The sequence below is a fragment of the Bacillus sp. FSL H8-0534 genome (assembly GCF_038005885.1).
GTDB lineage: Bacteria > Bacillota > Bacilli > Bacillales > Bacillaceae_G > Bacillus_A > Bacillus_A pseudomycoides.
On the sequence record NZ_JBBOUC010000001.1, the window covers coordinates 1794873 to 1817659 of the forward strand.

Consider the following 22787-nt stretch of genomic DNA (forward strand, 5'->3'; position numbering starts at 1 on the left):
AAACTTTAATCAGTGGGGATTTTTTGTCTAAAAGAAAAAGAAGATTTTCAAAGAGGCTGAGCATAAATCAAATTTTGACTTATCTCTCAACCTCATAATATCTTTATGCTTATTGTGCCACGGCTTGTTTGTTTTTTTTCATAGTTCTCATGGATTCAGCTACTTTAACCATCATGGAACATTCTACTCTCTTACGGAAGATGTCACAGCTAAAATCGTAGATTCCATTGATGGAGCCGGTTGCATGCAATGCGTTGGCAGGGCAACCACCACTGCAGTAAAGTTTCGCCCAGCAGTCCTGACATTCTGGCTTCGAGTAGCAACTGCTCTCTTTAAATTGACATTGCATCTCTTGTTTTGTAATCCCATCCCAAATGTTTCCCATACTGTATTCGTTATCCCCGATGAACTGGTGGCAAGGAAAAATCTCGCCCCATGGTGTGACAGCGAAATATTCGGTTCCTGAGCCGCAGCCAGAAATTCTCTTTTGGATGCAAGGGCCTTCTGAGAGATCAAGCATGTAATGGTAGAAAGTGAATCCATTACCTTCTTCCTCACGCTTTAGCATTTCCTTGGCGAGAATTTCGTACTGGTTATAAATATCTGGAAGGTCCTTTTCGGTGAGTGCATATGGTTCCCGTGGATTACAGATGACCGGTTCCATCGAGAGCTTGTCAAAACCAAGATCTGCGATATGAAAAATGTCATTGGTGAAGTCAACGTTGTTATGAGTATAGGTTCCACGCACATAGTATTCTTTATCTCCACGGCTTTTGACGAATTCTTGGAACTTCGGAACGATATACTCATAGCTCCCCTTTCCAGTTACCGTTTTACGAAGGTGATCGTGGACTTCTTTTCTTCCATCAAGACTCAATACGACATTGTACATTTCTTTATTCAAAAAATCAGTGATTTCATCGTTTAGTAACATGCCATTTGTAGTAAAGGTGAAGCGAAACGTTTTTTTGTACTCTTTTTCTTTACTTCTTGCGTAAGCGACAATCTGTTTTACAACTTTCCAGGCCATGAGCGGCTCTCCCCCGAAGAAATCGATGTCGAGGTTTCGGTGATGACCGGAGTTTTCCAATAGGTAATCGATAGCTCTTTTGCCAACCTCATAACTCATAATCGCTCTGCTTCCATTGTATTTTCCTTGGCTGGCGAAGCAGTATTCGCATGATAAGTTACATGTATGTGCAACATTGAGGCAGAGGGCCTTTACATAAGTTTGGCGGTTTCTTAAATCAATTGAGAGACTCTTATATTCATCCTCAGTAAAGAGTTCCCCATCATTTTTTAGCTCTTCGATATCTGCAATGGTTTCTCGAATGTCTTTCTCAGAGATATCGGAATCATATACGTATTTTTCTAGCATCATTGTTATGATTTCTTCTGCAGCAGTAGTCTCATAAAGCGTGATGATTTCATAAGCGAGGTCGTCAACAACATGTACTGATCCACTGTAGGTATCGAGTACGATGTTGTATCCGTTTAATTTATATTGATGAATCATATTTAATAATCAAACTCCTTTTATCTATAAAGTAAAACTTCCGTTAATGGGGTTTTTACTTCTTGTTCATGCGGGATAAAAATGGCCGCCCATCTGGGAAACAGTTGGGCGGTACGTTTCTCATTTTCTATCTGTTCATTATGTTTTCACATTTTTGATTTGCAACTCCGCAAGATGTCTTGCAAGCTGATTGGCAAGATGTTTGACATGCGCCACACCCACCATGTTTTACTGTATCTGTCAGTTTACGAGTACTTAGTGTTACGATTCTTTTCATAACGTATAACTCCTTTTAAAAAAATTTTTAAGAAACAAACTCAACATTTGTGAATGTTTTCACATTAAAAACTACAATTTGTGAAATACTTCACATTAATTCCAGTAATAATTTTAACAACACCTTTGGTTTACGTCAATCATTCTTGATATTTTCATGTCAGTTGGGGAATCAACTGACCGTAAAAGCCAATTCGCTCAACTAATAATTAGTGGGAGATGAAGAATCCCCCACTAATTTGCAAGGTCTTAATGGCTTGAAACTTGCTCATATAATATAGAGGCCCCTTAACAGGCAGCCTCTTCTTCTTATTTCACTGCAGCAATCAGTTCACAAATTTCCTCTTCTTTTTCTGTTTCTAAAAGCTCAATTACCTTACTTCCCACAACCACTCCATCACATAACGTAATCATTTCCTCAATTTGCTCAGTCGTTGAGATTCCAAATCCAGCAACTACTGGAAGATGTACATGTGCTTTTACCTTTTCTAAGTAGCTATGAATTTCTTGCTTAAAGTCACGTCTAACCCCAGTGACCCCCGCTACCGTTACCGCATAAACAAACCCTTGTGACTCCCTCGTAATCTTTTCAATTCGTTCGATTGGACTCGTTACTGTTACAAGCGGAATAAGTGCGATATGCGCATCACGAAGGAGCGATGCGATAATATCTTGTTCTTCATATGGCAAGTCTGGAACAATAATTCCATCTACACCAGCTTCAAGACAACTTCCGATAAAACGTTCTTTACCAAATGCTAAAATAGGATTCAAGTATGTCATAAGTACGAATGGAATATTTACTTCTTGTCTGACTTCCGCTAGTGCCTGAAAGATTCCTCCGAGCGTTGTTCCACTGTCTAATGCTCGTTTTCCTGCTCTTTGAATTGTAGGTCCATCTGCAACTGGATCAGAAAAAGGAATACCAATTTCAACAATGCTCGCTCCTGCTTCATCTAGAAAATGAATTTGCTCTTTTAACTTCTCTAGACCTCCATCTCCTCCCATTACATAAGGAATAAATGCTTTTTTTCCATTTTGAAACGCTGCTGTAATTCTTTCTACTCCCATCGTTTACACCTCTTCCATATAACGTTTTATACTTTCAACATCTTTATCACCGCGGCCCGATAAACAAATGACAAGTCCTTCATCTTGCTTCATTGTAGGCGCAAGTTTTAATGCATACGCCACTGCGTGTGAACTTTCTAATGCCGGGATAATTCCTTCTTTTTTCGTTAGTAACTGGAATGCAGCTAGCGCTTCGTCATCTGTAATTGAGTTGTAAGAGACACGGCCAATATCTTTTAGCAGACTATGTTCTGGCCCAACTCCTGGATAGTCTAGCCCTGCTGAAATAGAGTGCGCTTCCTGAATTTGTCCTTCTTCATTTTGAAGGAGATACATCATCGAACCATGAAGAACGCCAACGCTTCCTTTTGTTAATGTTGCTGCGTGCTTCTCTGTATGAATCCCTTTTCCTGCTGCTTCTACGCCGTAAAGAGCAACTTCTTTATCATGTACAAACGGATAAAACATTCCCATTGCATTACTTCCACCGCCGATGCAAGCAACAACTGCTTCTGGTAATTTCCCTTCTAGCGCTTCATATTGTCTCTTCGTTTCTTTCCCGATTACACTTTGGAAATCACGTACAATTTGCGGGAATGGATGCGGTCCAAGAACAGATCCCATAATATAGTGCGTATCGTGCACATGTGCAACCCAGTAACGAAGCGCCTCGTTTACTGCATCTTTTAATGTTCCACTACCTGCTGCGACACTTTCCACTTTCGCTCCTAATAGTTCCATTCTGAAGACGTTTAACTTTTGTCGTTTTACATCTTCTTCTCCCATGAAAATGACGCACTCTAAACCGAGTAAGGCGCATACCGTCGCCGTTGCAACCCCGTGCTGTCCAGCTCCTGTTTCAGCTACAACCTTTTTCTTACCCATTCGTACTGCAAGAAGCGCTTGCCCAATTGTATTGTTAATTTTGTGTGCTCCGGTATGATTTAAATCTTCACGCTTTAAATAAATCTTCGCCCCTCCGCAATACTTTGTCAGATTCTCCGTAAAATAAAGCGGTGTTTCTCTTCCGACGTACGTTTGTAAATAATGCTCTAATTCTTGTTGAAATGCTTCATCTTGCATCGCTTCTTTATACGCTTCTTCTAATTCTAAAACAGATTGCATAAGTGTTTCTGGAACGTAACGTCCTCCGTATATACCGTAGTGACCTTTTTCATCTGGATATGCATATTGCATGTTTAACACTCCTTCGCTTTTCTAATAAATTGTTTTATTTTTTCGCTATCTTTCTTTCCATCCGTTTCTACTCCGCTGCTGACATCTACCATATATGGCTTAACAGTTTCAATTGCTTCTTTAATGTTTTCAATGTGTAATCCACCAGCTAAAATACACTTTTTACGAATTTCATTTGGCATATCATCTAGCAACTTCCATGAAAATATTTTCCCATTTCCACCATGAAACTTTTCTTTCGGGCTATCAAATAAGAGAAAATCAGCTTCATAGTCTGGTGATTGCTCTATATCTTCGCTCGAATGTACACCAACTGCTTTTATAGACGGAATATTCAATCTTCCGATATGATGATTTCCTTCATCCCCATGCAGTTGTACATGTGTTAAACCACAATCATTTACAATTTTCTGAATGACCTCTACCGATTCATTTACAAAAACACCAACTTTCATTACATCAGCTGGAAGCTCATCAATAATCTGTTTTGCTCTTTCAGGTGTAATTTCCCTTTTGCTTTTCGCAAATACAAATCCAATAGCATCTGCGCCGTATTCACACGCTTTCTTTGCTGTTTCTACATCGATAATGCCGCAAATCTTTACTTTCACGTTGTCACCTTCAGTGATTGAAAGAAGTCTCTTACAGAAGGTGCAGTCATCAGCGCTTCCCCAACAAGAATTCCTTTTGCACCTGCCTGCTTCACACGTACGATATCTTCTTCCGTATGAATACCACTCTCACTAATCCAAAGCATATTTTCTTCATTCAATCGTTTCCCTAGATTTTCTGTCGTACTCAAATCCACTTCAAATGTTTTCAAATTCCGATTGTTTATTCCAATCACATGAGGATTTAATGCTAGTGCTACCTCTAATTCTGTCTCATTGTGAACTTCTACAATTGCCTCTAATCCTACTTTTTGCACGTATGCATATAACTCTCGTAGTTTTTCTTCTGATAGTGCAGCAACGATAAGTAAAATGAGATCCGCTCCAGCTTCATATGCCCGATCAATTTGAATTGTATCGATAATAAAATCTTTACATAGAAGCGGAATATTACTATTTGCTCGTGCTGTTTCTAAATCTTGAAAAGATCCTTTAAAAAACTGTTCATCCGTTAAAACAGAAACTGCTCCGGCGCCACACTCTTCATACATTTTTACTTGCTTTGGTACATCTACATGTAAATGAATATCACCTTTAGATGGAGAAGCTCGCTTCACTTCAGCAATGACTGTGAAGTTTTGCAGTGCTTCTACAAGAGAGTGTGACTTCCGTTGTTTCTTCACCGGCGTATATGTTTTATACAACGCTTCTACCTCTTTTTTCTTCTGCTGAACAATCTTTTCTAAAATGGTTTCCATTTAATTCACCCTCTCTAATCTTTTATTACTTGCACTAATTAATAGATTCAATTTCGATAACGCTTTTCCAGAATCAATACTTTGAGCTGCAATATGAATGCCTTCTTCAATTGTCCCTGCTTTTCCATTTGCAAAAAGTGCAAGACCTGCATTGAGTAGAACCGTATCACGGTATACACTCTTTTCCCCCTCTAGTACTTGCAGTGTAATATTCGCATTTTCTTTTGCATTTCCACCTCGGATTTCTTCATTGCTCACACGAGAAAATCCATATTCTTCTGGAATAATACTCTCTTCTATAATTTTGTTATCCTTTAAAATCACTACATGATTTTCCCCTTGCAGAGATGCTTCATCTAAAAATCCGCTCCCATTTACAACAAGCGCTTGTTTTCTACCAAGCTTTTGCAATACCTCTGCTACAGGCATTAGCATATCTCGTTTGTATATGCCAACAAACTGCGTTTCTAAATCAATCGGATTTGTAAGAGGACCAATTAGATTAAAAATGGTCGGTACATTTAGCTCTTTTCTTATTTTCATAATGCGTTTAAGTGCTGGATGCATAGCTGGTGCAAACAGAAATGCGATACCAACCTTTTCTAATAAGTAGTCAATTTCTCTTGGCGTACATGCAATATTGACACCAAGTTCTTCTAATAAATCCGCACTCCCTGTTTTACTAGAAACCGCGCGATTCCCATGTTTCGCCACCTTCACACCAGCCCCGGCAAGTACGAAAGCAGATGTTGTACTAATGTTGAATGTTTGTGCACCGTCTCCGCCCGTCCCGCAATTATCCATTGCTCCTTTTATATGACTTGCAAATGGTAATGCCTTTTCCCGAAGAGCACGAACGAGGCCATATATTTCATCAGAAGTTTCACCCTTTGCCTTTAACAATGCTAAAAAAGCTGCAATTTCACTTTCTAATATATCTTCACTTAAGAGCACAAGGCCTGCTTCATACATTTCCTGTTCCGTTAAGTTCTGTCCATCTACTAATTTCCGAAGATAACTATTCATACTCGCTCCTCCTCTTTCACACTGGATAAAAATGCACGGATTAATTTTCCGCCCTCTTCAGTCGCAATTGACTCTGGATGAAACTGCAATCCGAAGAGTGGATAATAGTTATGGCGAACTGCCATGATTTCCCCATCATCCATCGCTGTTGCTAATACATCAAAACATTTTGGAATCGTATGCTTCGCCGCTACGAGTGAATGGTAGCGCATCGCAGTTAACGGTTGCGTGACATATGAAAATATCGATGTGCCATTATGCTTTACACGTGATGTTTTCCCATGTTTTATATGCTCTGCTCTTACAATTTCCCCGCCAAATGCTGAAACAATCGCTTGGTGTCCAAGGCAAATGCCAAGGATCGGAATTTGTTTGTAAAAATGTTGAATCACCTGGGTGCAAATCCCTGCATCCTCTGGTTTTCCTGGTCCTGGTGAAAGAATAATTGCTTTTGGCTTCATTTCTTCGAGTTCTTGAATCGTCACTTTATCATTTCGCAGTACAACAATCTCTTCCTCATATGCCCCTAACAATTGATACAAGTTATAAGTGAATGAATCATAGTTATCGATGAGTACAATCATTTCATTACCTCCAAAAGCGCCTTCGCTTTATTTAATGTCTCTTCATATTCAGCAATTGGATCTGAATCATAGACAATACCTGCTCCCGCCTGCACATATGCTGTCTGGTCTTTTACAACCATTGTGCGAATCGCAAGCGCCATATCAAGGTTTCCAGAAAAAGCTATATATCCTACTGCTCCGGCGTATACATTTCTTTTTTCCGTTTCTAATCCGTTTATAATTTTCATCGCCCTAATTTTCGGTGCCCCGGATACAGTGCCAGCCGGCAAACAGTAGGCTAGTGCATCAAAACAATCCATTTGTTTTCGCAATGTTCCGGAAACTTCAGATACAATATGCATGACATGTGAGTACTTTTCTACTTTCATATACTTATCGAGCCCAACAGAACCGACTTCGCTCACCCGCCCGATATCATTTCTTCCTAAATCTACAAGCATCATATGTTCTGCACGCTCTTTCTCATTTGCTAAGAGCTCTTTTGCTATCTCTTCATCTTCCTGCTTTGTTTTTCCGCGTGGCCTTGTTCCTGCGATTGGATTTGTCATCACTTTTTCATTTCGTACAGAAAGTAAACTTTCTGGTGAGGAACCAAGTACAACATAATCTTGGAAATCAATATAAAACATATACGGTGATGGATTTGCAATCCGAAGTTTTCGATATAATGCAAATGAATCGCCTATAAATTCACTTTGCAATCGCTGAGATAATACAACTTGAAAAATATCACCAGCTCGAATGTATTCTTTTGCCTTCTCCACCATTTCGCAAAACTTTTCTTCTGTTATAGAAGAAGTAAAGGATAGAGAAGGCTGTATTTCTTTCACTTGTTCTTCTCCATGTAAGACATCTTGTTTATATGCCTGCAATCTCTCGTGAACTTCTTCAAAAGAGTCCGTATCTTCTCCCCTGCATACATATACAAACGATAGTTTCTGACGTAAATGGTCGTATACAATAAACTCTCGGTACAGTAATACATGAACTTCCGGAATATCGACCGGATCAAACAGTTCTTCCCCAATGTCTTCATATTGCCGAATGACATCATAACCAATATATCCAACTGCTCCTCCGCAAAATGGAAATGGGCTTTCTACCTCTGATGGCGCAAGGGCTTTTTCCAATGCTTGTAATACATTTTCTTCTATCTGCTTCGTTCTACCATTTATCGTAATCTCTACCGCCGCGCCACTACTTTTGATTTCTCCGTATGGATCACATCCTAAATAAGAATAACGTCCCTTATCTTGATGAAGCTGCGAGCTTTCGAGTAAAAATTTTTTCTCACCTTTCATCTGGCGATATAAAGCAATTGGCGTTACACTATCTCCTTCTTCTTCATCAATTACCAAAAATGATTTTCCTTGTCTCTTTTGCATATTAAATTGTTCTTTCGTTATCATGTCTGTCACCTCACTATTGAAAATAAAAAAAGTCCTCTGCATATCGGAATATGCAGAGGACGATAAATTTACCGTGGTACCACCTCTTATTGGATGCAGAAGCATCCCTCTTTATTCAGGTACAAATATATACCTTATCCTTGTAACGGCGGAACCCGGGTTGCCTACTTATTTAGAATCTGTTCAGCATACCTCTCGTAAGCCCATTCCGCATATGGCACCGCACCGGGCTCCCACCTATCCCCGGCTCTCTGGAACGTCTCCAATATACGTACTCTTCTTACTTAAACGATTTAGTTTATTCAGTTCATTTATTTTTATACACAAAAAGGGAGTACTCATCCTATAGAAAGGACGGGTACTCCCGTGGTGCCACCTTAATTCGTTACAAATGTAACGCACTTTGCCGTATCCAAAATGAATACGTGTCTCTTGTATCGATGAGATCATGTCGCCAAAGCCTACTTCTTTCGGTTCGGTTTGGAAGCTCCGAAGGCCATTCCATATTAATTCCATACTGATTCGCACCAACCATCAGCTCTCTGACATGTTCATAATACGTACTCTTCTTCATCAACGCTTGCATTTTTTAAGTTGAAATCATTATATGCCGTTCCTTTTTCATAAGTCAATACTTTTTAAAAATTTTTATTTATTTCTCAGCTCAATATTATATTGACAAAACAACCTATTTCTATGTAAATATAATAAATACCCTATTAAAATTAAGGTTTTTTGTCAGAAAATTATATATTCGAAAAATGAACCAATGTCAAAAAACGCTTACATTTCAGAAAATTCGTATTTGTATATGGATTTTCTGAAATAATCATGATAGATTATAATTATGCAAAGTTCATCAAAAGACATTACAAAAGGAAGGGGAACTACATGAGTACGCAGATGTTAATTTTAATTTCTATCTCTATCTACATGCTCGGGATGCTAGTCATTGGCTATTTTGCCTATAAACAAACATCCAACTTAACAGATTATATGCTTGGCGGGCGTACACTAGGCCCCGCAGTAACAGCATTAAGTGCGGGAGCAGCTGATATGAGCGGCTGGCTGTTAATGGGATTACCCGGTGCAATGTTTAGCGTTGGATTAAGTAGTAGCTGGATTGCGATTGGCCTAACACTTGGCGCATACGCAAACTGGATCTATGTCGCTCCTCGCTTACGTACCTACTCAGAAATTGCAAACAATTCTATTACTATTCCAGAATTTTTAGAGCATCGTTTCCATGATGCATCTCATATGCTACGTCTTGTTTCTGGACTTGTTATTATGATCTTTTTCACATTTTATGTAGCTTCAGGATTCGTCTCAGGTGCTGTATTATTCGAAAATTCATTTGGCTTAAATTATCATGTTGGACTACTTATTGTTGGAAGCGTTGTTGTAGCTTACACATTATTTGGTGGCTTCTTAGCTGTAAGTTGGACAGACTTCGTTCAAGGAATCATCATGGTAGTTGCTCTTATCCTTGTTCCGGTCGTAACAATTATGAATGTAAACGGCATTGGACCAGCATTTGATACAATTAAATCTATTGACCCAGCGCTATTAGATATTTTTAAAGGAACATCCGTATTAGGTATTATTTCATTATTCGCCTGGGGTCTTGGTTATGCTGGACAACCTCATATTATCGTGCGCTTTATGGCCATCTCTTCTGTCAAAGAAATCAAAAGCGCACGCCGAATCGGTATGAGCTGGATGATTTTCTCTGTAGTAGGAGCTATGTTTACTGGTCTTATCGGTATCGCTTACTATTCAAAAGCGGGATTAAAGCTCTCTGACCCAGAAACAATTTTCGTTGAACTAGGTAACATTTTATTCCATCCATTAATTACTGGATTTTTATTAGCAGCTATTTTAGCGGCTATTATGAGTACAATCTCTTCTCAGCTTCTTGTTACATCAAGTGCAGTAACGGAAGATATATATCGAACATTCTTTAAACGTTCTGCATCTGATCGTGAGCTTGTATTTGTTGGTCGTATGGCCGTTCTTGTTATCGCACTTATTGGTTGTGGATTAGCATTTAAACAAAACGACACAATCCTAGCGCTTGTTGGCTATGCTTGGGCTGGATTTGGTTCTTCATTTGGTCCTGTCGTTTTACTAAGCTTATACTGGAAACGTATGACAAAATGGGGCGCGTTAGCTGGAATGATCGCTGGTGCTGCAACTGTTATCACGTGGACACAATTTAAGTTTTTAAAAGATTTCCTATATGAAATGATTCCAGGTTTCACAGCAAGCTTACTAGCAATTGTTATCGTTAGTTTACTAACAAAGCCTTCAAAAGAAGTCGAAAAGCAGTTCGAGGAATTTGAGAAAACTGCATAATATTTTTTAAAAAAGGAACCTCCGCTTTCATCATAAAAGCGGAGGTTCCTTTTTTTATTCATTGTTCGACAATTCTCTCCTTGAAATTAACAATTTCTTTATATTTCGTTAAATCTACCATAACACTACTTCGTTATAGTATGAGTATCAACACTTATACAGAAAGGAGACTTTAGAATAATGGCATCACTACAACACCAAAATTCAAAAAAGCTATCACTTATTACAAATTCTTCTTGTCCAAACATACAGTCAAAACCTCAAATTTCACTCGCTCCTTCTGTTGTATCTGTAATTGGTGTGCATATACAAAAAAACAAATTAAAAATAAAAGTAGAACAAAGCGCAGAATTATCAGCTTTCGTTCTCCCAGTTCAAGCAACAAATCAAGGGCTTATATGGACAAATATGAATCCTGACGTCATAACAGTCCATGCAGATGATGACAAAGCAATCATAACTGGAAGAAACCCTGGACGAGCTGTCATAATTGTAACAACTGCTGAAGGGAAATTTCGAGATTTATGTGTTGTTCATGTTCAGCCTTATATGACAAATCCGAATTGAACTCGCCCCCACTTTATTAAAGTGGGGGCGTTCAATTTTATTTAGTCTTGTGATTTAAAATAATCATGTGCCTTCTCTGCTAACATTTTACGTTCCTCTGGCTTTTGGAGATACTCTAGAACTGTCTCCGCAATCTTTTCATGGGGGACAAAAACAATTCCCGGCCACTCTACTTCATCTTCAGGGCTACTAGATTCAGAAATAATAAATTTATGATTCGCGACAGCGTGAGAAACTCTCGGTGTTTCAAGAATACCAGTTAAGTAGTAGTGTATGTTTAAAATAATTTTGGATCTTACTATAAGTTCATTTCTAAGAATTCCCCATACATTGCTTTTAAAAATAATATTTAAATCTGGTGCAAGCTTTTTTAACTGATCAAAAACTGCTTGACGGCGTCCATTCATAGCACCGATAAACAATACATCAATATCTTCAGAGATAGGCTTTATAAAAGTATCTGTTTTAATTTTTAAAGTAGGAGCATACTTCATTTTGACACGTTTCACTTCTTTTCCTAATTCTTTCTTTTTCAACCAAGCAATATTTTGAGGACTGTAATCCCACACTATCCTGTTTTTTAATATATTACGATAAATAATATTATCATACGGACACCCATCATATAGCTGCTCTAAATTATAAATAATCACATCTTCTGGAATCTTAACAGGAGTATGGACATATGAATGTGCACCAAAAACTATTGTATTATTCGCGTTTGTTAATAATGTTTCTGATATAATTGCCGTTTTCCCCTGCTGTTCTAACTTCCACTTTAAAGCTCTAGCAACATCTATAAAACTTCCATATGTATATGGCCATATGTAAAGACAATAGTCATAATAACTGTTGAAATACGCTTCAAATGCTTCCACATTATTTTGGTAAAGAACTACTTCAGGATGCTCAGCCAGAAGTTTATCGGCATATTTTTTCCCAACCTTATACAATCCCGCATAGTACGCTGATATACATTTTTTCAGCTCAACAGCCTCTCTTTGACTCGGTGACAACTCCATTTCAAGAAGAATACCTGCAAGCAAAAAGGCTTTCAAATGATCTCGATCATAATAATATTCTAATGCAGGTAATAGTTCATTGGGTGTATTACCATGTACTGAAGCTCCTAGTTCAACAGCCCATCTAATTAATTCCATTTTCTTTCCGCTCTCCCTTCTGAGAACAAATTACATAAATTTCACATAAAAGACAAATATGATTCCTTTTACTATTTATGAAAATTCCGTTTTAGTTATTCGACTTTTCATACAATTAATATAAGTATCAACTTCACATCCCATATAGCCAGTAAATATTAAGTTTTAATATCAAAATATAAAGTGAAACTTTAATCAGTGGGAAGTCTTCATCCCCCGCCTCTCTTCCTCGTTTTCCCCTGTATCTTGAGGGAATAAAAATAAGAGTGGCCCTTGAGACCACTCTTATCAATCGTTCATTATATGATTTTCTACTTCAATTTGCGGATGAATGCTTTTTAGCAAAGAAACAAATTTCCACTTATCTTTCGGTGAGACAAGGGCTGTTTCAAATTGAGAACCATAAAGTATTTCAAGTCTATCAAAAGACAGTGCCGGAGCTGCTAGGATTTCTCCTAGCAGCTTACTAACTATCTATAAATACACTACAGCTCTTGCGTAACTGCTGCGCTGTGTGCTGGTTCTTTCTGCACGCGCTTTTGCTGCTGCAACAAGAAAATAAATACACCGAACAATACGAGAATACTTCCGATAATTTGCATCATATTTAACTTCTCACCAAGCAAGAAAAACGCAAGTACCGATGCTCCAACAGGCTCTCCTAAAATACTCATTGAAATCGTTGTGGCATTCACATAATTTAATAGCCAGTTATTAATCATATGTGAAGCGGTTGGTACAATCGCAAGCAAACTGAAAATCCACCAGTCCCACGTAGAATATCCTGTAAACGGCACACTCATGATTACGTTATAAATAGCGATAAATATTCCCGCAAATACAAACACGGTAAAGCTATAAATCCAGTGTGAAACTTTTTTTACCGTTGTTTGCCCAATGAATAAATAACCAACAACTGCAATTACACTTAAAAAGGATAAAATATCCCCGAATATCGCTGCTCTGCTTAACCCTAAATCTCCCCATCCAATGCACATTACACCAAGGATAGCAATCCCCATTGTGGCAATGGCTGAATACGTCGTTCTTTCTTTAAACAGAAAAAAACCTCCAACTAATGATACGATTGGCTGAAGCGCTAAAATGATAGTCGAACTAGCAACAGTTGTAAACTTTAAAGATGCAAACCATAAAAGGAAATGCAGTGCTAAAAAGAATCCTGATCCTATTAAAAAACACCAATCTCGCGTTTGAATTCTGCGAAATTCTTCGCGTTTTTTCCAAACAATCGGAAGCATAAAGATTACAATAATCCATAATCGATACATGCTTAAAATTGAAAATGGTGCTGAGGACATCTTAACGAAAACAGCTGCAAATGAAATAGCTATAATGGAAACTGCTAATGGTAGTGCAATTGATTTTTCTTGTTTCAAAGTTGCTTTACCCCTCTCTCTTTAAAAATCCCCACTTCATTATATATAAACCCAATTTAATCTTTCAACATATAAATCATTGCTACGAAAAACAGAAGGTGACCTGCACTCACTTCCTCTCTTTATTTTCCCTTCGCATGGGGCAGGAAAAGGATTTGACCGCTTCTATCCATGGCGGATTCTCTCTTCCACCTAAAGATTAGGTTTTATATCGATTTTTCTTTTATTATATAAATACTAATTTTTTAGATTCTTCTTACCATTATGGTAAAATAGAAAATGAGAAGCACAGTAGTAGATGCATCCTTACATCTTCACTACCTGCGCTACCCTCACAGGGCAACTACAGCATATTTTTATTTAGGGGGATCATATATGAATCAAGCAACAGGGAGAATAGAAGAACTTTCATTTTACAGTACATCACTTCAAGAAGAGATTACACTTCTCGTCTATTTACCAGCTAATTACACGCCGCTGCACAAACACACCGTTGTAATTGCACAGGACGGGAGAGATTATTTTCAGCTTGGTAAAGCGCACCGCGTAATTGAACGTCTTCGTGAAAATGAAGAAATTGACCGAACAATTATTGTCGGTATTCCATATAAAAATGTTCACGATCGTAAAGAAAAATACTTTCCAAACGATGTAAAAAATAGCGCATACATTCGTTTCCTTGCGCATGAACTCGTTCCATATATTGATGAAAATTATCCAACCTATCAAATGGGAAAAGGTCGTGTATTAATCGGTGATTCCCTTGGTGGTACAGTGTCCTTTATGACAGCACTTATGTATCCGCATACATTCGGTAAAGTCGTTATGCAATCCCCATTTGTCGATGAAACAGTACTTAGTCTTGCAAAAGATTTTACAGAACCACACGCATTGGAAATTTATCATGTAATTGGGACGGAAGAAACCGCTGTAAAAAGAACGGATGGACAAGTTTCTGATTTTGTAGAGCCAAATCGCGAGCTGCATGCATTACTTACAGAAAGAAACTTCATCACACATTACGAAGAATTTGAAGGCAATCATACGTGGAAATATTGGCAAAATGATTTACCGAAAGCATTTTCTTATATTCTATCAATGAAATAATAGGAAGCAGTGTTCAGAATTATTTGATATAATAGAAAAAGAGATTTATTTTCTCGAAATCTAACTAGACTTACAAAGGGAGGAATATAAAGATGAAACTAGGCATTGTAATTTTTCCATCAAAAATGATTCAAGATAAAGCAAACGGATTGCGTAAGCGTTACGATCCGCATTATGCATTGGTTCCACCACATATCACATTAAAAACACCCTTTGAGGCACCAGATGAACAATTAGAAGCGATTGTACAAGAACTACATGCAATTGCAAACAAAACAAATCCGTTTACCCTTCATGTTGGAAAGGTAAGCTCATTTGCACCTGTTAATAATGTTATTTATTTCAAAGTAGATAAAACACCTGAACTCACATTCTTAAACGAAGAAATGCATAAAGGATTCTTCACGCAAGAACGCGAGTACGCTTTTGTACCACACTTAACAATTGGACAACACTTATCAGATGCAGAGCATGCTGATGTACTAGGCCGCTTACGTATGAAAGACTTTTATTACGAGCAACCAATCGACCGTTTCCACCTTCTATATCAATTAGAAAATGAAACATGGACAGTATATGAAACATTCCATATTGGAAAGGGGAACAACTAATTTGCAAGCACAAATCGTACAAACAGACGAACAGCTAAGAGACGCATTCTCTGTACGTAAACAAGTCTTTGTTGAAGAACAACATGTGTCTGCTGAAGAAGAATACGATGAATTTGAAGAAACTTCTAAACACATCGTTATATATGATGAGGATATTCCAGTTGGGGCAGGTCGCTTTCGCATTGTTGATAGCATCGGGAAAATGGAACGGATATGCGTTCTCGCTTCCCATCGCAAAAAAGGAATCGGAAAAATCATTATGGACGCGCTCGAAGCATATGCGAAGGAAGAGTCGCTACCAAAATTGAAACTCCATGCCCAAACACAGGCTGAATCCTTTTATAAGAAACTCGGATATCAAACCGTTTCTGATGTATTTATGGAAGCCGATATCCCGCATGTTGTTATGATAAAAGAATTATGATTTTCTAAACAGGAGGTAACCCCCTCCTGTTTTTTACATTGCTATTTTCTTTTTCTTCCGCTAAAGTTAAAAGTTGATGCTATAGTTTTGAAGGTGAATATATGACTCAAGAAAAATTTTCACAAAAATCATTAACACACGCTGACGTTCCGCAAGCAACATATCATATTCCAAAAACCTCTTCCCATTTAATTATGGAAAAGGATGCGGATGCTGCTTATTTCCGTGCTTTGGAACAGCAAGGCGTCTATTTAAATGAAAAACAATTAGAAGCAGTCAGAACGACAGAAGGTCCCGTTCTTACATTAGCTGGAGCTGGGAGCGGGAAAACATCTGTTTTAACAACTCGCGTTGGCTATTTAATTAATGTAAAAAATGTTCATCCACGCAACATTTTACTGCTTACGTTTACACAAAAAGCTGCTGAAGAAATTCGAAGCCGTGTAGCAAACTTACCTGGTATGAACCATGCTGCAAGCCGCTATGTTGTCGCAGGTACATTCCATTCCGTCTTTTTAAAATTACTTCGCAGTCAAGGATACAACCAGCAGATCTTAGCAAATGAAAAACATAAACAAATTATGATAAAAAAAATCTTAAAAGAATTGCGCTTAAAAGACGATTATGACGCTGAAACGATGCTCGCAATGATTTCACTCGAAAAAAACAAATTAAATCGTCCAAAAAATGTCCAAGCAAAAACACCCGTTGAACAAGAATTTCGTGAAGTGTATGAACGTTATGAAGATGTAAAACAAAGATATGGATATATAGACTTTGACGATATCTTACTAGAAACATTCTATATGCTTGAAAATAACGCACCTTTATTAACACAATTACAAAATAGATTCCATTACATTGAAGTCGATGAATTTCAAGATACGTCGTATGCGCAATATGAGATTGTAAAACTGTTAGCTTCACCGCGAAATAATTTATTTATCGCGGGAGATGACGATCAAGCTATATATGGCTGGCGCGGTGCAAGCCATCAAATTATCTTATCCTTTCCAAAAGAATTTGATGATACAACCATTATTGCGTTAAATACAAATTATCGTTCTAATCCTTTTATAGTGGGGCTTGGAAACGAAGTAATTAAACTCAATCAAGAACGCTTTAAAAAAGAATTATATTCCGTTCATGAAGAAGGTATACAGCCATTTTACGCACGTCCTGCAACTACTCTTGATGAGGCAAATCAAATCCTGCAACTCATTCAAGATAAAGTAGCGAGCGGCGAACGAGAATACAAAGACTTTTGTTTATTGTATCGTACGCACTCTGTCAGTCGTTCTTTACTCGACCAACTAACGATTCATAAAGTTCCGTTTATCAAACACGGTGCAAGCCAATCGTTCTATGAGCATTCTTTAATTAAGCCCGTACTCGATCAGCTACGTCTCGCATATGAACCGTTTCGAATCGAATCGCTCTCAAGCATATTGCCGACGATGTATATCGGCCGTGATGAATGCATTTCATTTATTGAACGTGAACAGTGGAAATACGGCGAAGGAAGATTCCCTTCCCTCCTGCATTTTCTATTGCTGAACCCGAGTTTAAAACCATTCCAAGTCAAAAAAATAAACGACCGAATTGACTTCATTAAATTCATTAAAGAATTAGAACCAAAGAAAGCACTAAAAGAAATTATTAAAGGTAAAGGGAAATACTTAGAGTACTTACAAAGTAATGACCGTTCTTCCTTTACGATGCATAAAGACATCCAAGAAGAAATGCTTGAGGAACTTATGGAATCAGCAACTCGTTTTACTGATATTCCTGCTTACTTAGAATTTATTAGTGCAGCTATTCAAAGCCAAAAAGAAATGGAAGCATTAAAAACAATGCAACAAAAAGATGCCGTATCTCTTATGTCCATTCACAATGCAAAAGGACTGGAATTCCCGTGTGTCTTTTTACTCGGAGCAAGCGATGGCATACTGCCTCATTCGTCTTCTTTAAAAGATGCAAATGACCGCGTAACTGACACATCTGAAGCGTTAGAAGAAGAGAGACGGCTCATGTACGTCGCCATCACGCGCGCAAAAGAAGAACTTTACATTTCCTCCCCGCAATTTTTTAGAGGAAAAAAATTAGATGTATCGAGATTTTTATATATTGCCCGGAAAGACTTACCAAAAAATCCAACACCTTAACATGTGGTGCTGGATTTTTTCATATCTTTCTCAAGTAATATCTGCTTATTGTCCAACACAATTTATAAAAATCTCCTAGACCTCACCTTTGTCCCCCGTAATATCAACTCTTCTCGACTCATATTCTAATAGTAAAAACTTGAGGATAGGGAAGTGAACAATATGACCTGTAATTCTAGCGACGAGCATGATACATACTTTGATGAAAGTTGTGTATGTAATATCGTCAAATTCATATATGAATTACAAGAATGTGCATCCACTGCTTATTTATCACAATATAATGCTCCATTCCTCCGTCCGCAATATACAGCAAAAGCAGCAAACACACGTCCATTTATTTTATTCACAAAATCAGGAGACCCATTTGAAGCATATGTTCCTTCTGCAAATAAAAATTGCCACTCTCCTATTTTCCGTGTAGAAAGTGTAGATGAAAATTGCTGCGCTGTACTTCGGGCATTAATCGTTATTATAGGTAAAGAACCTGACAAGAGCCCAAATTCCGTCTGTACTTACTTAACGATCCCGCATGCTAAATTACGTGCAACCTCTTCTTGTGTCACGGTTGATTTGCATTGCTTTTGTGGTATTCAATGTTTACGTGATGCATTTGTTACAAACTGCTGAATATATAACAGCATAGTATAACCTTTTAACATATAATTTTTCTTGTCCATTAACTTCCCGATTCTTCACCATAGTATCTCAATATGTCCGCAAAATTAACCCTTCGCTATATGCCCTGCTTTAAAGGTATATAACTCTCCGATGCAATATAGCTTCATTGTCTTATTACAAAAATTCCTTTTCATATATTTTCATACAAAACAAAAACACTCACGATAACATGAGTGTTTTTTCAACCTTGATTTTGTTGATTAGAAATGTTCTTTTTCTTACCACAATTACAACCCTTTTTCTTTACGAAGCCTTGTTGCTGTAATTGCTGCGCTTGCTGTTGTTGCTGCGCTTGCTCTTCCTGTAACTGTTGTTGCATTTGCTGCCATTGTTGCATATCATATGGATTTGGTTGCAGGTTATCTTCCATAACAAACATCTCCTCTGCTGTGCAATTCTATCTATTCACTATATGAACAGCCTTTCCTTTCTGTTCACCTATTTTTATGTTATTAAAGTCCGATTTTCCGACTAATCATCAGTTAAAAATCCCTATTCTTCAACAAATCTCCCAATTATCGTTTCAATAATAGCTGCTGCCCCTGCGAGTGCCAACAACGCTAATACAGGTTCTGCAACTTTAGGAATCCAATGATAAAAGAGAAGTAAAAATGCACTAATCCATACACCTGTACACCAATAACAACTTAACAATTCACCAATCCATTTTTGAATTCCAGTCCCCTTCACTTTCATATATGTAGACATAGTTCCATCGTGTTCTTGAATTTGTACTTCTTCAATAAAAGGAGAGCGTATAAAGCTGGTAATTTTATCGTATACAATGAGACGCGTAAACCGAAACACAGCTAACGAAAAAATAAAGAATAAAAACCAACTATTGAAGAACATTCTTCCCATCTCCTTATTTCCATTTACCGAAACATAAAGCATATCGCAGTATCCAACAAACGGAAGATTTTACTCTCCTTTAAATGAGGACAAATAAAGGCTTATCCTTGAAAAAAAAACATCCTATGAACCGTAACCGATTTGCTCCTATTTCAATACTCTAATAGTGTAAATGAAAACTAAATATAAGGAGTGAAATTCATGAGTTGTAAAGATGAAAGACATGATCATCACCATCACCGCTCAAACTGCGTATGTGACGTGGTAAAATTTATCGATGAATTACAAGATTGTGCTTCTTCCGCTTGCCCGACAGGCTGTGACGCTCCATTTTTAGGAGCAAATCAAGGTGCTAAATTCGCAAACACTCGCCCTTTTTTGTTATATACTACAGAAGGCGAACTTTTTTCTTCAGTATTCTTCCTAGAAAATGATCCTACAACACCAAATGATGATATCTGTGCACGTTCTCCTATTTTCCGCGTAGAGAGTGTAGATGATTGCTGTGCCGTATTACGGATATTAGTTCCACCTACACTTACACGAGAAACGTCCCAAACACCTGAGGATATTGTTTGTGCGTTTTTAAAACAAACAATACCACAATTAATCTCTACAAATTTATCCATCACAGTTGATTTAAATTGTTTCTGTGCTATTCAATGTTTACGTGATGTAAATGTTCCAGGCGTATAATCGCTTGATTAGAACAATTTGTAAAACTAAAAAACTATGAGGTGGTAGGTATTACTACCACCTTTTCTATATCCCCATAATTTGAATCGATACAATCTCTTCAAACTTCACATGAAATGTTTCAAATGTTTGTGGTGAATTAATAGATACATAACCATCTTCGTAATTGGTAATAAATCCTACGTATATATCCTTCTCTGCTATGACACGGCATTTTACATTTGGAATGTAATGCGGTCTATGCATAAAAAAATATATTTTCTCTTCATTGTTCATATCTTTAAACGATTTTCTCGTCAAATCCTTAAAAAAAACTTGAGATTTCCCATCCTTTTTTTCTTCCGCTTCCTCATCTATCACTTCTGTTAATTTTTCAGCTTCTTCTAGTCCCTCTGCCACATTTGTTACTTCTGTTACTTCTTCCACTTCTTCCACTTCCGCCACTTCTTCCACTTCTTCCACTTCTTCTACTTCTTCCACTTCTTCCACTTCTTCCACTTCTGCTACTTCCGCTAACTCAATACTTTCTGCAATATCTGAGCTTACTTGTTGATCTACCTCTTCATCCGATGTAACAGTTTCTTCTTGAATCAACTGTTCTACTTCGTCTTCTTTCACAACATTTTGCATGTTCTCCTTTTGTTCAGAAACGCTGTGATTCAATTTAATAATAAACGTTTGTTGTATACTTAACTTACCTTTCTCCAAATTAGGTTCCGCCGTATAAAGAAGCGGCTGGTTTTTTATCTCCTCAGTTTGTTTTTTAGTCAAGGTTCTCCCTCCTGTCAACAACACTTCTCTTCAAAGTATATTCCCAAAAGTGAAGAACTTGCTTTTAAATTTATAAACAATACGGAATCTACATCATTTTACATAAAGATATTTTAAGCTAAGTTTTGATAAAAAAAAAGCGCCCTATTTTTAGAGCTACCCAGTACCATCATTTTCCACCTTTCATACAATATATACAAGTTAGACATTTTAAATTATTTTTATCAAAAAAATTAGGAGGAATTAATTTGAATAGGTTTAATAAACATAACTGCATACCGCTTAATTGTTTATTTCCTTTACCTGAACCCGGACCGACTGGACCGACTGGGCCTACTGGACCGACTGGACCGGCTGGGACTGGCGCTGGGCCTACTGGACCGACTGGACCGACTGGACCGACTGGGCCTACTGGACCGACTGGGCCGGCTGGGACTGGCGCTGGGCCGACTGGGCCTACTGGACCGACTGGGCCTACTGGACCGACTGGGCCTACTGGACCGACTGGGCCTACTGGACCGACTGGGCCTACTGGACCGACTGGGCCTACTGGACCGACTGGGCCTACTGGACCGACTGGGCCTACTGGACCGACTGGGCCTACTGGACCGACTGGGCCTACTGGACCGACTGGGCCTACTGGACCGACTGGGCCTACTGGACCGACTGGGCCTACTGGACCGACTGGGCCTACTGGACCGACTGGGCCTACTGGACCGACTGGGCCTACTGGACCGACTGGGCCTACTGGACCGACTGGGCCTACTGGTGGTGGTGGTGGTGCTATAGTTGCATTTTCATCTGGACTGACGCCAGCTAACATGACTGTTATTGGCCCTGGGTTAATTGGTATTCCGAGTTTCATTGGATTTGGAACTGCTACTCCTGGCGCGGTCGTATTAGGTGCTAATATAAACTTGTTGGGCTTAGAAAATGAAGCATTTACCGTACCTCGTGTTGGAATTCTTGATTCAATATTTGCCAACTACACCGCGACAGGGTTTTCTGTGGCTAGTACTGCAACCGTTCGAGCACAATTATATATCAATCTCGCTGTCAACAATAACACCAACGTATTTACTCCATTCGGGCCTTTGGTGACATTAGCTCCACCCATCGTAGGAATTGTAGGTTTCTTAAATGCTGATGGCAATGCAACTGGAATAAATTTACAGGTAAATCCAGGAGATCGTTTGCTAATGGTCTTTTCTTTATTAGGCGGTACTGGTTCTGTTGCTTCTGTTCTTTCAGGCAACGCAAGTGCTGGCATTTCAATTCTTTAATTTAATCATCTCACCAACAAAATCAAAAGACATCGTTACACCTTTTCGACAAAAGAGAGAGATGCTAATCCAGTAAAGATTGAACTATTGACTTAGCGGGTAGGTATGAAAAAAGAGATGTCTTTTTAGATAGCAAGAATTCGATATTCAATCGGATTCTTGCTTTTTTCTTTATCTTTTCTCTTATCGCTGTCTGTGGCTATGATTAAAACAATCAAGAGGCTACGAAGATCCCAATATCCCTAAAGTACATGTGTAATTCTT

At 38.2% G+C, this 22787-nt stretch carries 23 protein-coding genes, 1 pseudogene and 2 other annotated features; of the genes and pseudogenes, 9 read left to right on the top strand and 15 right to left on the bottom strand.

Going from position 1 to position 22787, the window contains the following annotated elements; genetic code table 11:
- Positions 1–109: 109 nt before the first annotated feature.
- From scfB to trpE, 9 genes are all read right to left on the bottom strand, one after another.
- Entirely contained in the window at positions 110–1516 is a 1407-nt protein-coding gene (gene scfB / locus MHH71_RS09430; RefSeq protein WP_006093990.1) for a thioether cross-link-forming SCIFF peptide maturase, read from the bottom strand.
- Positions 1517–1643: 127 nt separating this feature from the next.
- Positions 1644–1793, bottom strand: a complete 150-nt coding sequence (scfA, locus tag MHH71_RS09435) for a six-cysteine ranthipeptide SCIFF (protein WP_016113838.1) — start codon at positions 1791–1793, stop codon at positions 1644–1646.
- A 308-nt stretch (positions 1794–2101) separates the two neighbouring features.
- A complete protein-coding gene (trpA, locus tag MHH71_RS09440; protein WP_006093989.1) occupies positions 2102–2863 on the bottom strand; it encodes a tryptophan synthase subunit alpha in 762 nt (253 codons plus the stop codon).
- Positions 2864–2866: 3 nt separating this feature from the next.
- Positions 2867–4060, bottom strand: coding sequence for a tryptophan synthase subunit beta (gene trpB / locus MHH71_RS09445; protein ID WP_006093988.1), 1194 nt, complete (start codon positions 4058–4060; stop codon positions 2867–2869).
- Between the two features lie 2 nt (positions 4061–4062).
- Positions 4063–4671: a phosphoribosylanthranilate isomerase gene (locus tag MHH71_RS09450; protein WP_033798738.1), complete on the bottom strand. Its 609-nt coding sequence runs from the start codon at positions 4669–4671 to the stop codon at positions 4063–4065.
- Positions 4668–5429, bottom strand: a complete 762-nt coding sequence (gene trpC, locus MHH71_RS09455; RefSeq protein WP_006093986.1) for an indole-3-glycerol phosphate synthase TrpC — start codon at positions 5427–5429, stop codon at positions 4668–4670. Before trpC ends, MHH71_RS09450 begins: the two co-directional genes overlap by 4 nt.
- Positions 5430–6455, bottom strand: a complete 1026-nt coding sequence (trpD, locus tag MHH71_RS09460; RefSeq protein ID WP_033798737.1) for an anthranilate phosphoribosyltransferase — start codon at positions 6453–6455, stop codon at positions 5430–5432.
- A complete protein-coding gene (locus tag MHH71_RS09465; RefSeq protein WP_018764056.1) occupies positions 6452–7039 on the bottom strand; it encodes an aminodeoxychorismate/anthranilate synthase component II in 588 nt (195 codons plus the stop codon). Before MHH71_RS09465 ends, trpD begins: the two co-directional genes overlap by 4 nt.
- A complete protein-coding gene (trpE, locus tag MHH71_RS09470; protein ID WP_006093983.1) occupies positions 7036–8451 on the bottom strand; it encodes an anthranilate synthase component I in 1416 nt (471 codons plus the stop codon). Before trpE ends, MHH71_RS09465 begins: the two co-directional genes overlap by 4 nt.
- A 52-nt stretch (positions 8452–8503) precedes the next feature.
- Positions 8504–8749 (bottom strand) — a binding site (T-box leader).
- Between the two features lie 49 nt (positions 8750–8798).
- Positions 8799–9037: a binding site (T-box leader), on the bottom strand.
- Positions 9038–9342: 305 nt separating this feature from the next.
- Here trpE and putP point away from each other — a divergent pair.
- Together putP and MHH71_RS09480 are read left to right on the top strand one after the other, a co-directional pair.
- Complete coding sequence (putP, locus tag MHH71_RS09475) at positions 9343–10809, top strand: sodium/proline symporter PutP (RefSeq protein ID WP_033798736.1); 1467 nt, start codon at positions 9343–9345, stop codon at positions 10807–10809.
- Between the two features lie 177 nt (positions 10810–10986).
- Positions 10987–11376 carry an Ig-like domain-containing protein gene (locus tag MHH71_RS09480; protein ID WP_033798735.1) on the top strand — a complete coding sequence of 130 codons (390 nt, stop codon included), beginning with the start codon at positions 10987–10989 and terminating at the stop codon, positions 11374–11376.
- 41 nt (positions 11377–11417) lie between these two features.
- Here MHH71_RS09480 and MHH71_RS09485 read toward each other — a convergent pair whose 3' ends face one another.
- The 3 genes and pseudogenes from MHH71_RS09485 to MHH71_RS09495 all read right to left on the bottom strand — a co-directional run bounded on the left by MHH71_RS09485 (position 11418) and on the right by MHH71_RS09495 (position 13933).
- Positions 11418–12536, bottom strand: coding sequence for a glycosyltransferase (locus MHH71_RS09485; RefSeq protein WP_006093980.1), 1119 nt, complete (start codon positions 12534–12536; stop codon positions 11418–11420).
- A 288-nt stretch (positions 12537–12824) separates the two neighbouring features.
- Positions 12825–12983, bottom strand: a pseudogene (locus tag MHH71_RS09490) (PH domain-containing protein); the annotation flags it as partial.
- Positions 12984–13021: 38 nt separating this feature from the next.
- Positions 13022–13933 (bottom strand): DMT family transporter, encoded by a 912-nt coding sequence (locus MHH71_RS09495; RefSeq protein WP_033798734.1) that lies wholly within the window; start codon positions 13931–13933, stop codon positions 13022–13024.
- Between the two features lie 375 nt (positions 13934–14308).
- Here MHH71_RS09495 and MHH71_RS09500 point away from each other — a divergent pair, with 375 nt between their 5' ends.
- From MHH71_RS09500 to MHH71_RS09520, 5 genes are all read left to right on the top strand, one after another.
- On the top strand, positions 14309–15040 hold the full coding sequence (locus MHH71_RS09500) for an alpha/beta hydrolase (RefSeq protein ID WP_006093975.1): 732 nt from the start codon (positions 14309–14311) through the stop codon (positions 15038–15040).
- A 92-nt stretch (positions 15041–15132) separates the two neighbouring features.
- Positions 15133–15651, top strand: a complete 519-nt coding sequence (locus MHH71_RS09505; RefSeq protein WP_003206263.1) for a YjcG family protein — start codon at positions 15133–15135, stop codon at positions 15649–15651.
- A 1-nt stretch (position 15652) separates the two neighbouring features.
- On the top strand, positions 15653–16075 hold the full coding sequence (locus MHH71_RS09510) for a GNAT family N-acetyltransferase (protein ID WP_006093974.1): 423 nt from the start codon (positions 15653–15655) through the stop codon (positions 16073–16075).
- A gap of 101 nt (positions 16076–16176) precedes the next feature.
- A complete protein-coding gene (locus MHH71_RS09515; protein WP_006093973.1) occupies positions 16177–18240 on the top strand; it encodes an ATP-dependent helicase in 2064 nt (687 codons plus the stop codon).
- 162 nt (positions 18241–18402) lie between these two features.
- Entirely contained in the window at positions 18403–18870 is a 468-nt protein-coding gene (locus tag MHH71_RS09520) for a CotY/CotZ family spore coat protein (protein WP_006093972.1), read from the top strand.
- 232 nt (positions 18871–19102) lie between these two features.
- Here the strand turns inward: MHH71_RS09520 and MHH71_RS09525 are convergent, their stop codons facing one another.
- Positions 19103–19300 carry a hypothetical protein gene (locus MHH71_RS09525; RefSeq protein ID WP_003195959.1) on the bottom strand — a complete coding sequence of 66 codons (198 nt, stop codon included), beginning with the start codon at positions 19298–19300 and terminating at the stop codon, positions 19103–19105.
- Between the two features lie 113 nt (positions 19301–19413).
- On the bottom strand, positions 19414–19773 hold the full coding sequence (locus MHH71_RS09530; RefSeq protein ID WP_018781130.1) for a DUF1360 domain-containing protein: 360 nt from the start codon (positions 19771–19773) through the stop codon (positions 19414–19416).
- A 201-nt stretch (positions 19774–19974) separates the two neighbouring features.
- Here MHH71_RS09530 and MHH71_RS09535 point away from each other — a divergent pair, with 201 nt between their 5' ends.
- On the top strand, positions 19975–20469 hold the full coding sequence (locus tag MHH71_RS09535; RefSeq protein WP_003195957.1) for a CotY/CotZ family spore coat protein: 495 nt from the start codon (positions 19975–19977) through the stop codon (positions 20467–20469).
- A gap of 66 nt (positions 20470–20535) precedes the next feature.
- On the opposite strand, the gene MHH71_RS09540 is transcribed toward MHH71_RS09535, so the two are convergent.
- Positions 20536–21240 carry a CotO family spore coat protein gene (locus tag MHH71_RS09540; RefSeq protein ID WP_006093970.1) on the bottom strand — a complete coding sequence of 235 codons (705 nt, stop codon included), beginning with the start codon at positions 21238–21240 and terminating at the stop codon, positions 20536–20538.
- Positions 21241–21488: 248 nt separating this feature from the next.
- Here MHH71_RS09540 and MHH71_RS09545 point away from each other — a divergent pair, with 248 nt between their 5' ends.
- Complete coding sequence (locus MHH71_RS09545) at positions 21489–22523, top strand: exosporium glycoprotein BclB-related protein (RefSeq protein ID WP_340723491.1); 1035 nt, start codon at positions 21489–21491, stop codon at positions 22521–22523.
- Positions 22524–22787: the final 264 nt, after the last annotated feature.

What these genes read in the sequence shown, in the direction of transcription:
- MHH71_RS09525 (WP_003195959.1), bottom strand. Translation starts at nt 19,300, where the DNA reads ATGTTTGTTATGGAAGATAACCTGCAACCAAATCCATATGATATGCAA.
- trpA (WP_006093989.1), bottom strand. Translation starts at nt 2,863, where the DNA reads ATGGGAGTAGAAAGAATTACAGCAGCGTTTCAAAATGGAAAAAAAGCA.
- MHH71_RS09500 (WP_006093975.1), top strand. Translation starts at nt 14,309, where the DNA reads ATGAATCAAGCAACAGGGAGAATAGAAGAACTTTCATTTTACAGTACA.
- MHH71_RS09485 (WP_006093980.1), bottom strand. Translation starts at nt 12,536, where the DNA reads ATGGAATTAATTAGATGGGCTGTTGAACTAGGAGCTTCAGTACATGGT.
- MHH71_RS09515 (WP_006093973.1), top strand. Translation starts at nt 16,177, where the DNA reads ATGACTCAAGAAAAATTTTCACAAAAATCATTAACACACGCTGACGTT.
- trpC (WP_006093986.1), bottom strand. Translation starts at nt 5,429, where the DNA reads ATGGAAACCATTTTAGAAAAGATTGTTCAGCAGAAGAAAAAAGAGGTA.
- scfB (WP_006093990.1), bottom strand. Translation starts at nt 1,516, where the DNA reads ATGATTCATCAATATAAATTAAACGGATACAACATCGTACTCGATACC.
- trpD (WP_033798737.1), bottom strand. Translation starts at nt 6,455, where the DNA reads ATGAATAGTTATCTTCGGAAATTAGTAGATGGACAGAACTTAACGGAA.
- MHH71_RS09520 (WP_006093972.1), top strand. Translation starts at nt 18,403, where the DNA reads ATGACCTGTAATTCTAGCGACGAGCATGATACATACTTTGATGAAAGT.
- scfA (WP_016113838.1), bottom strand. Translation starts at nt 1,793, where the DNA reads ATGAAAAGAATCGTAACACTAAGTACTCGTAAACTGACAGATACAGTA.
- MHH71_RS09535 (WP_003195957.1), top strand. Translation starts at nt 19,975, where the DNA reads ATGAGTTGTAAAGATGAAAGACATGATCATCACCATCACCGCTCAAAC.
- MHH71_RS09505 (WP_003206263.1), top strand. Translation starts at nt 15,133, where the DNA reads ATGAAACTAGGCATTGTAATTTTTCCATCAAAAATGATTCAAGATAAA.
- MHH71_RS09465 (WP_018764056.1), bottom strand. Translation starts at nt 7,039, where the DNA reads ATGATTGTACTCATCGATAACTATGATTCATTCACTTATAACTTGTAT.
- putP (WP_033798736.1), top strand. Translation starts at nt 9,343, where the DNA reads ATGAGTACGCAGATGTTAATTTTAATTTCTATCTCTATCTACATGCTC.
- MHH71_RS09530 (WP_018781130.1), bottom strand. Translation starts at nt 19,773, where the DNA reads ATGTTCTTCAATAGTTGGTTTTTATTCTTTATTTTTTCGTTAGCTGTG.
- trpE (WP_006093983.1), bottom strand. Translation starts at nt 8,451, where the DNA reads ATGATAACGAAAGAACAATTTAATATGCAAAAGAGACAAGGAAAATCA.
- trpB (WP_006093988.1), bottom strand. Translation starts at nt 4,060, where the DNA reads ATGCAATATGCATATCCAGATGAAAAAGGTCACTACGGTATATACGGA.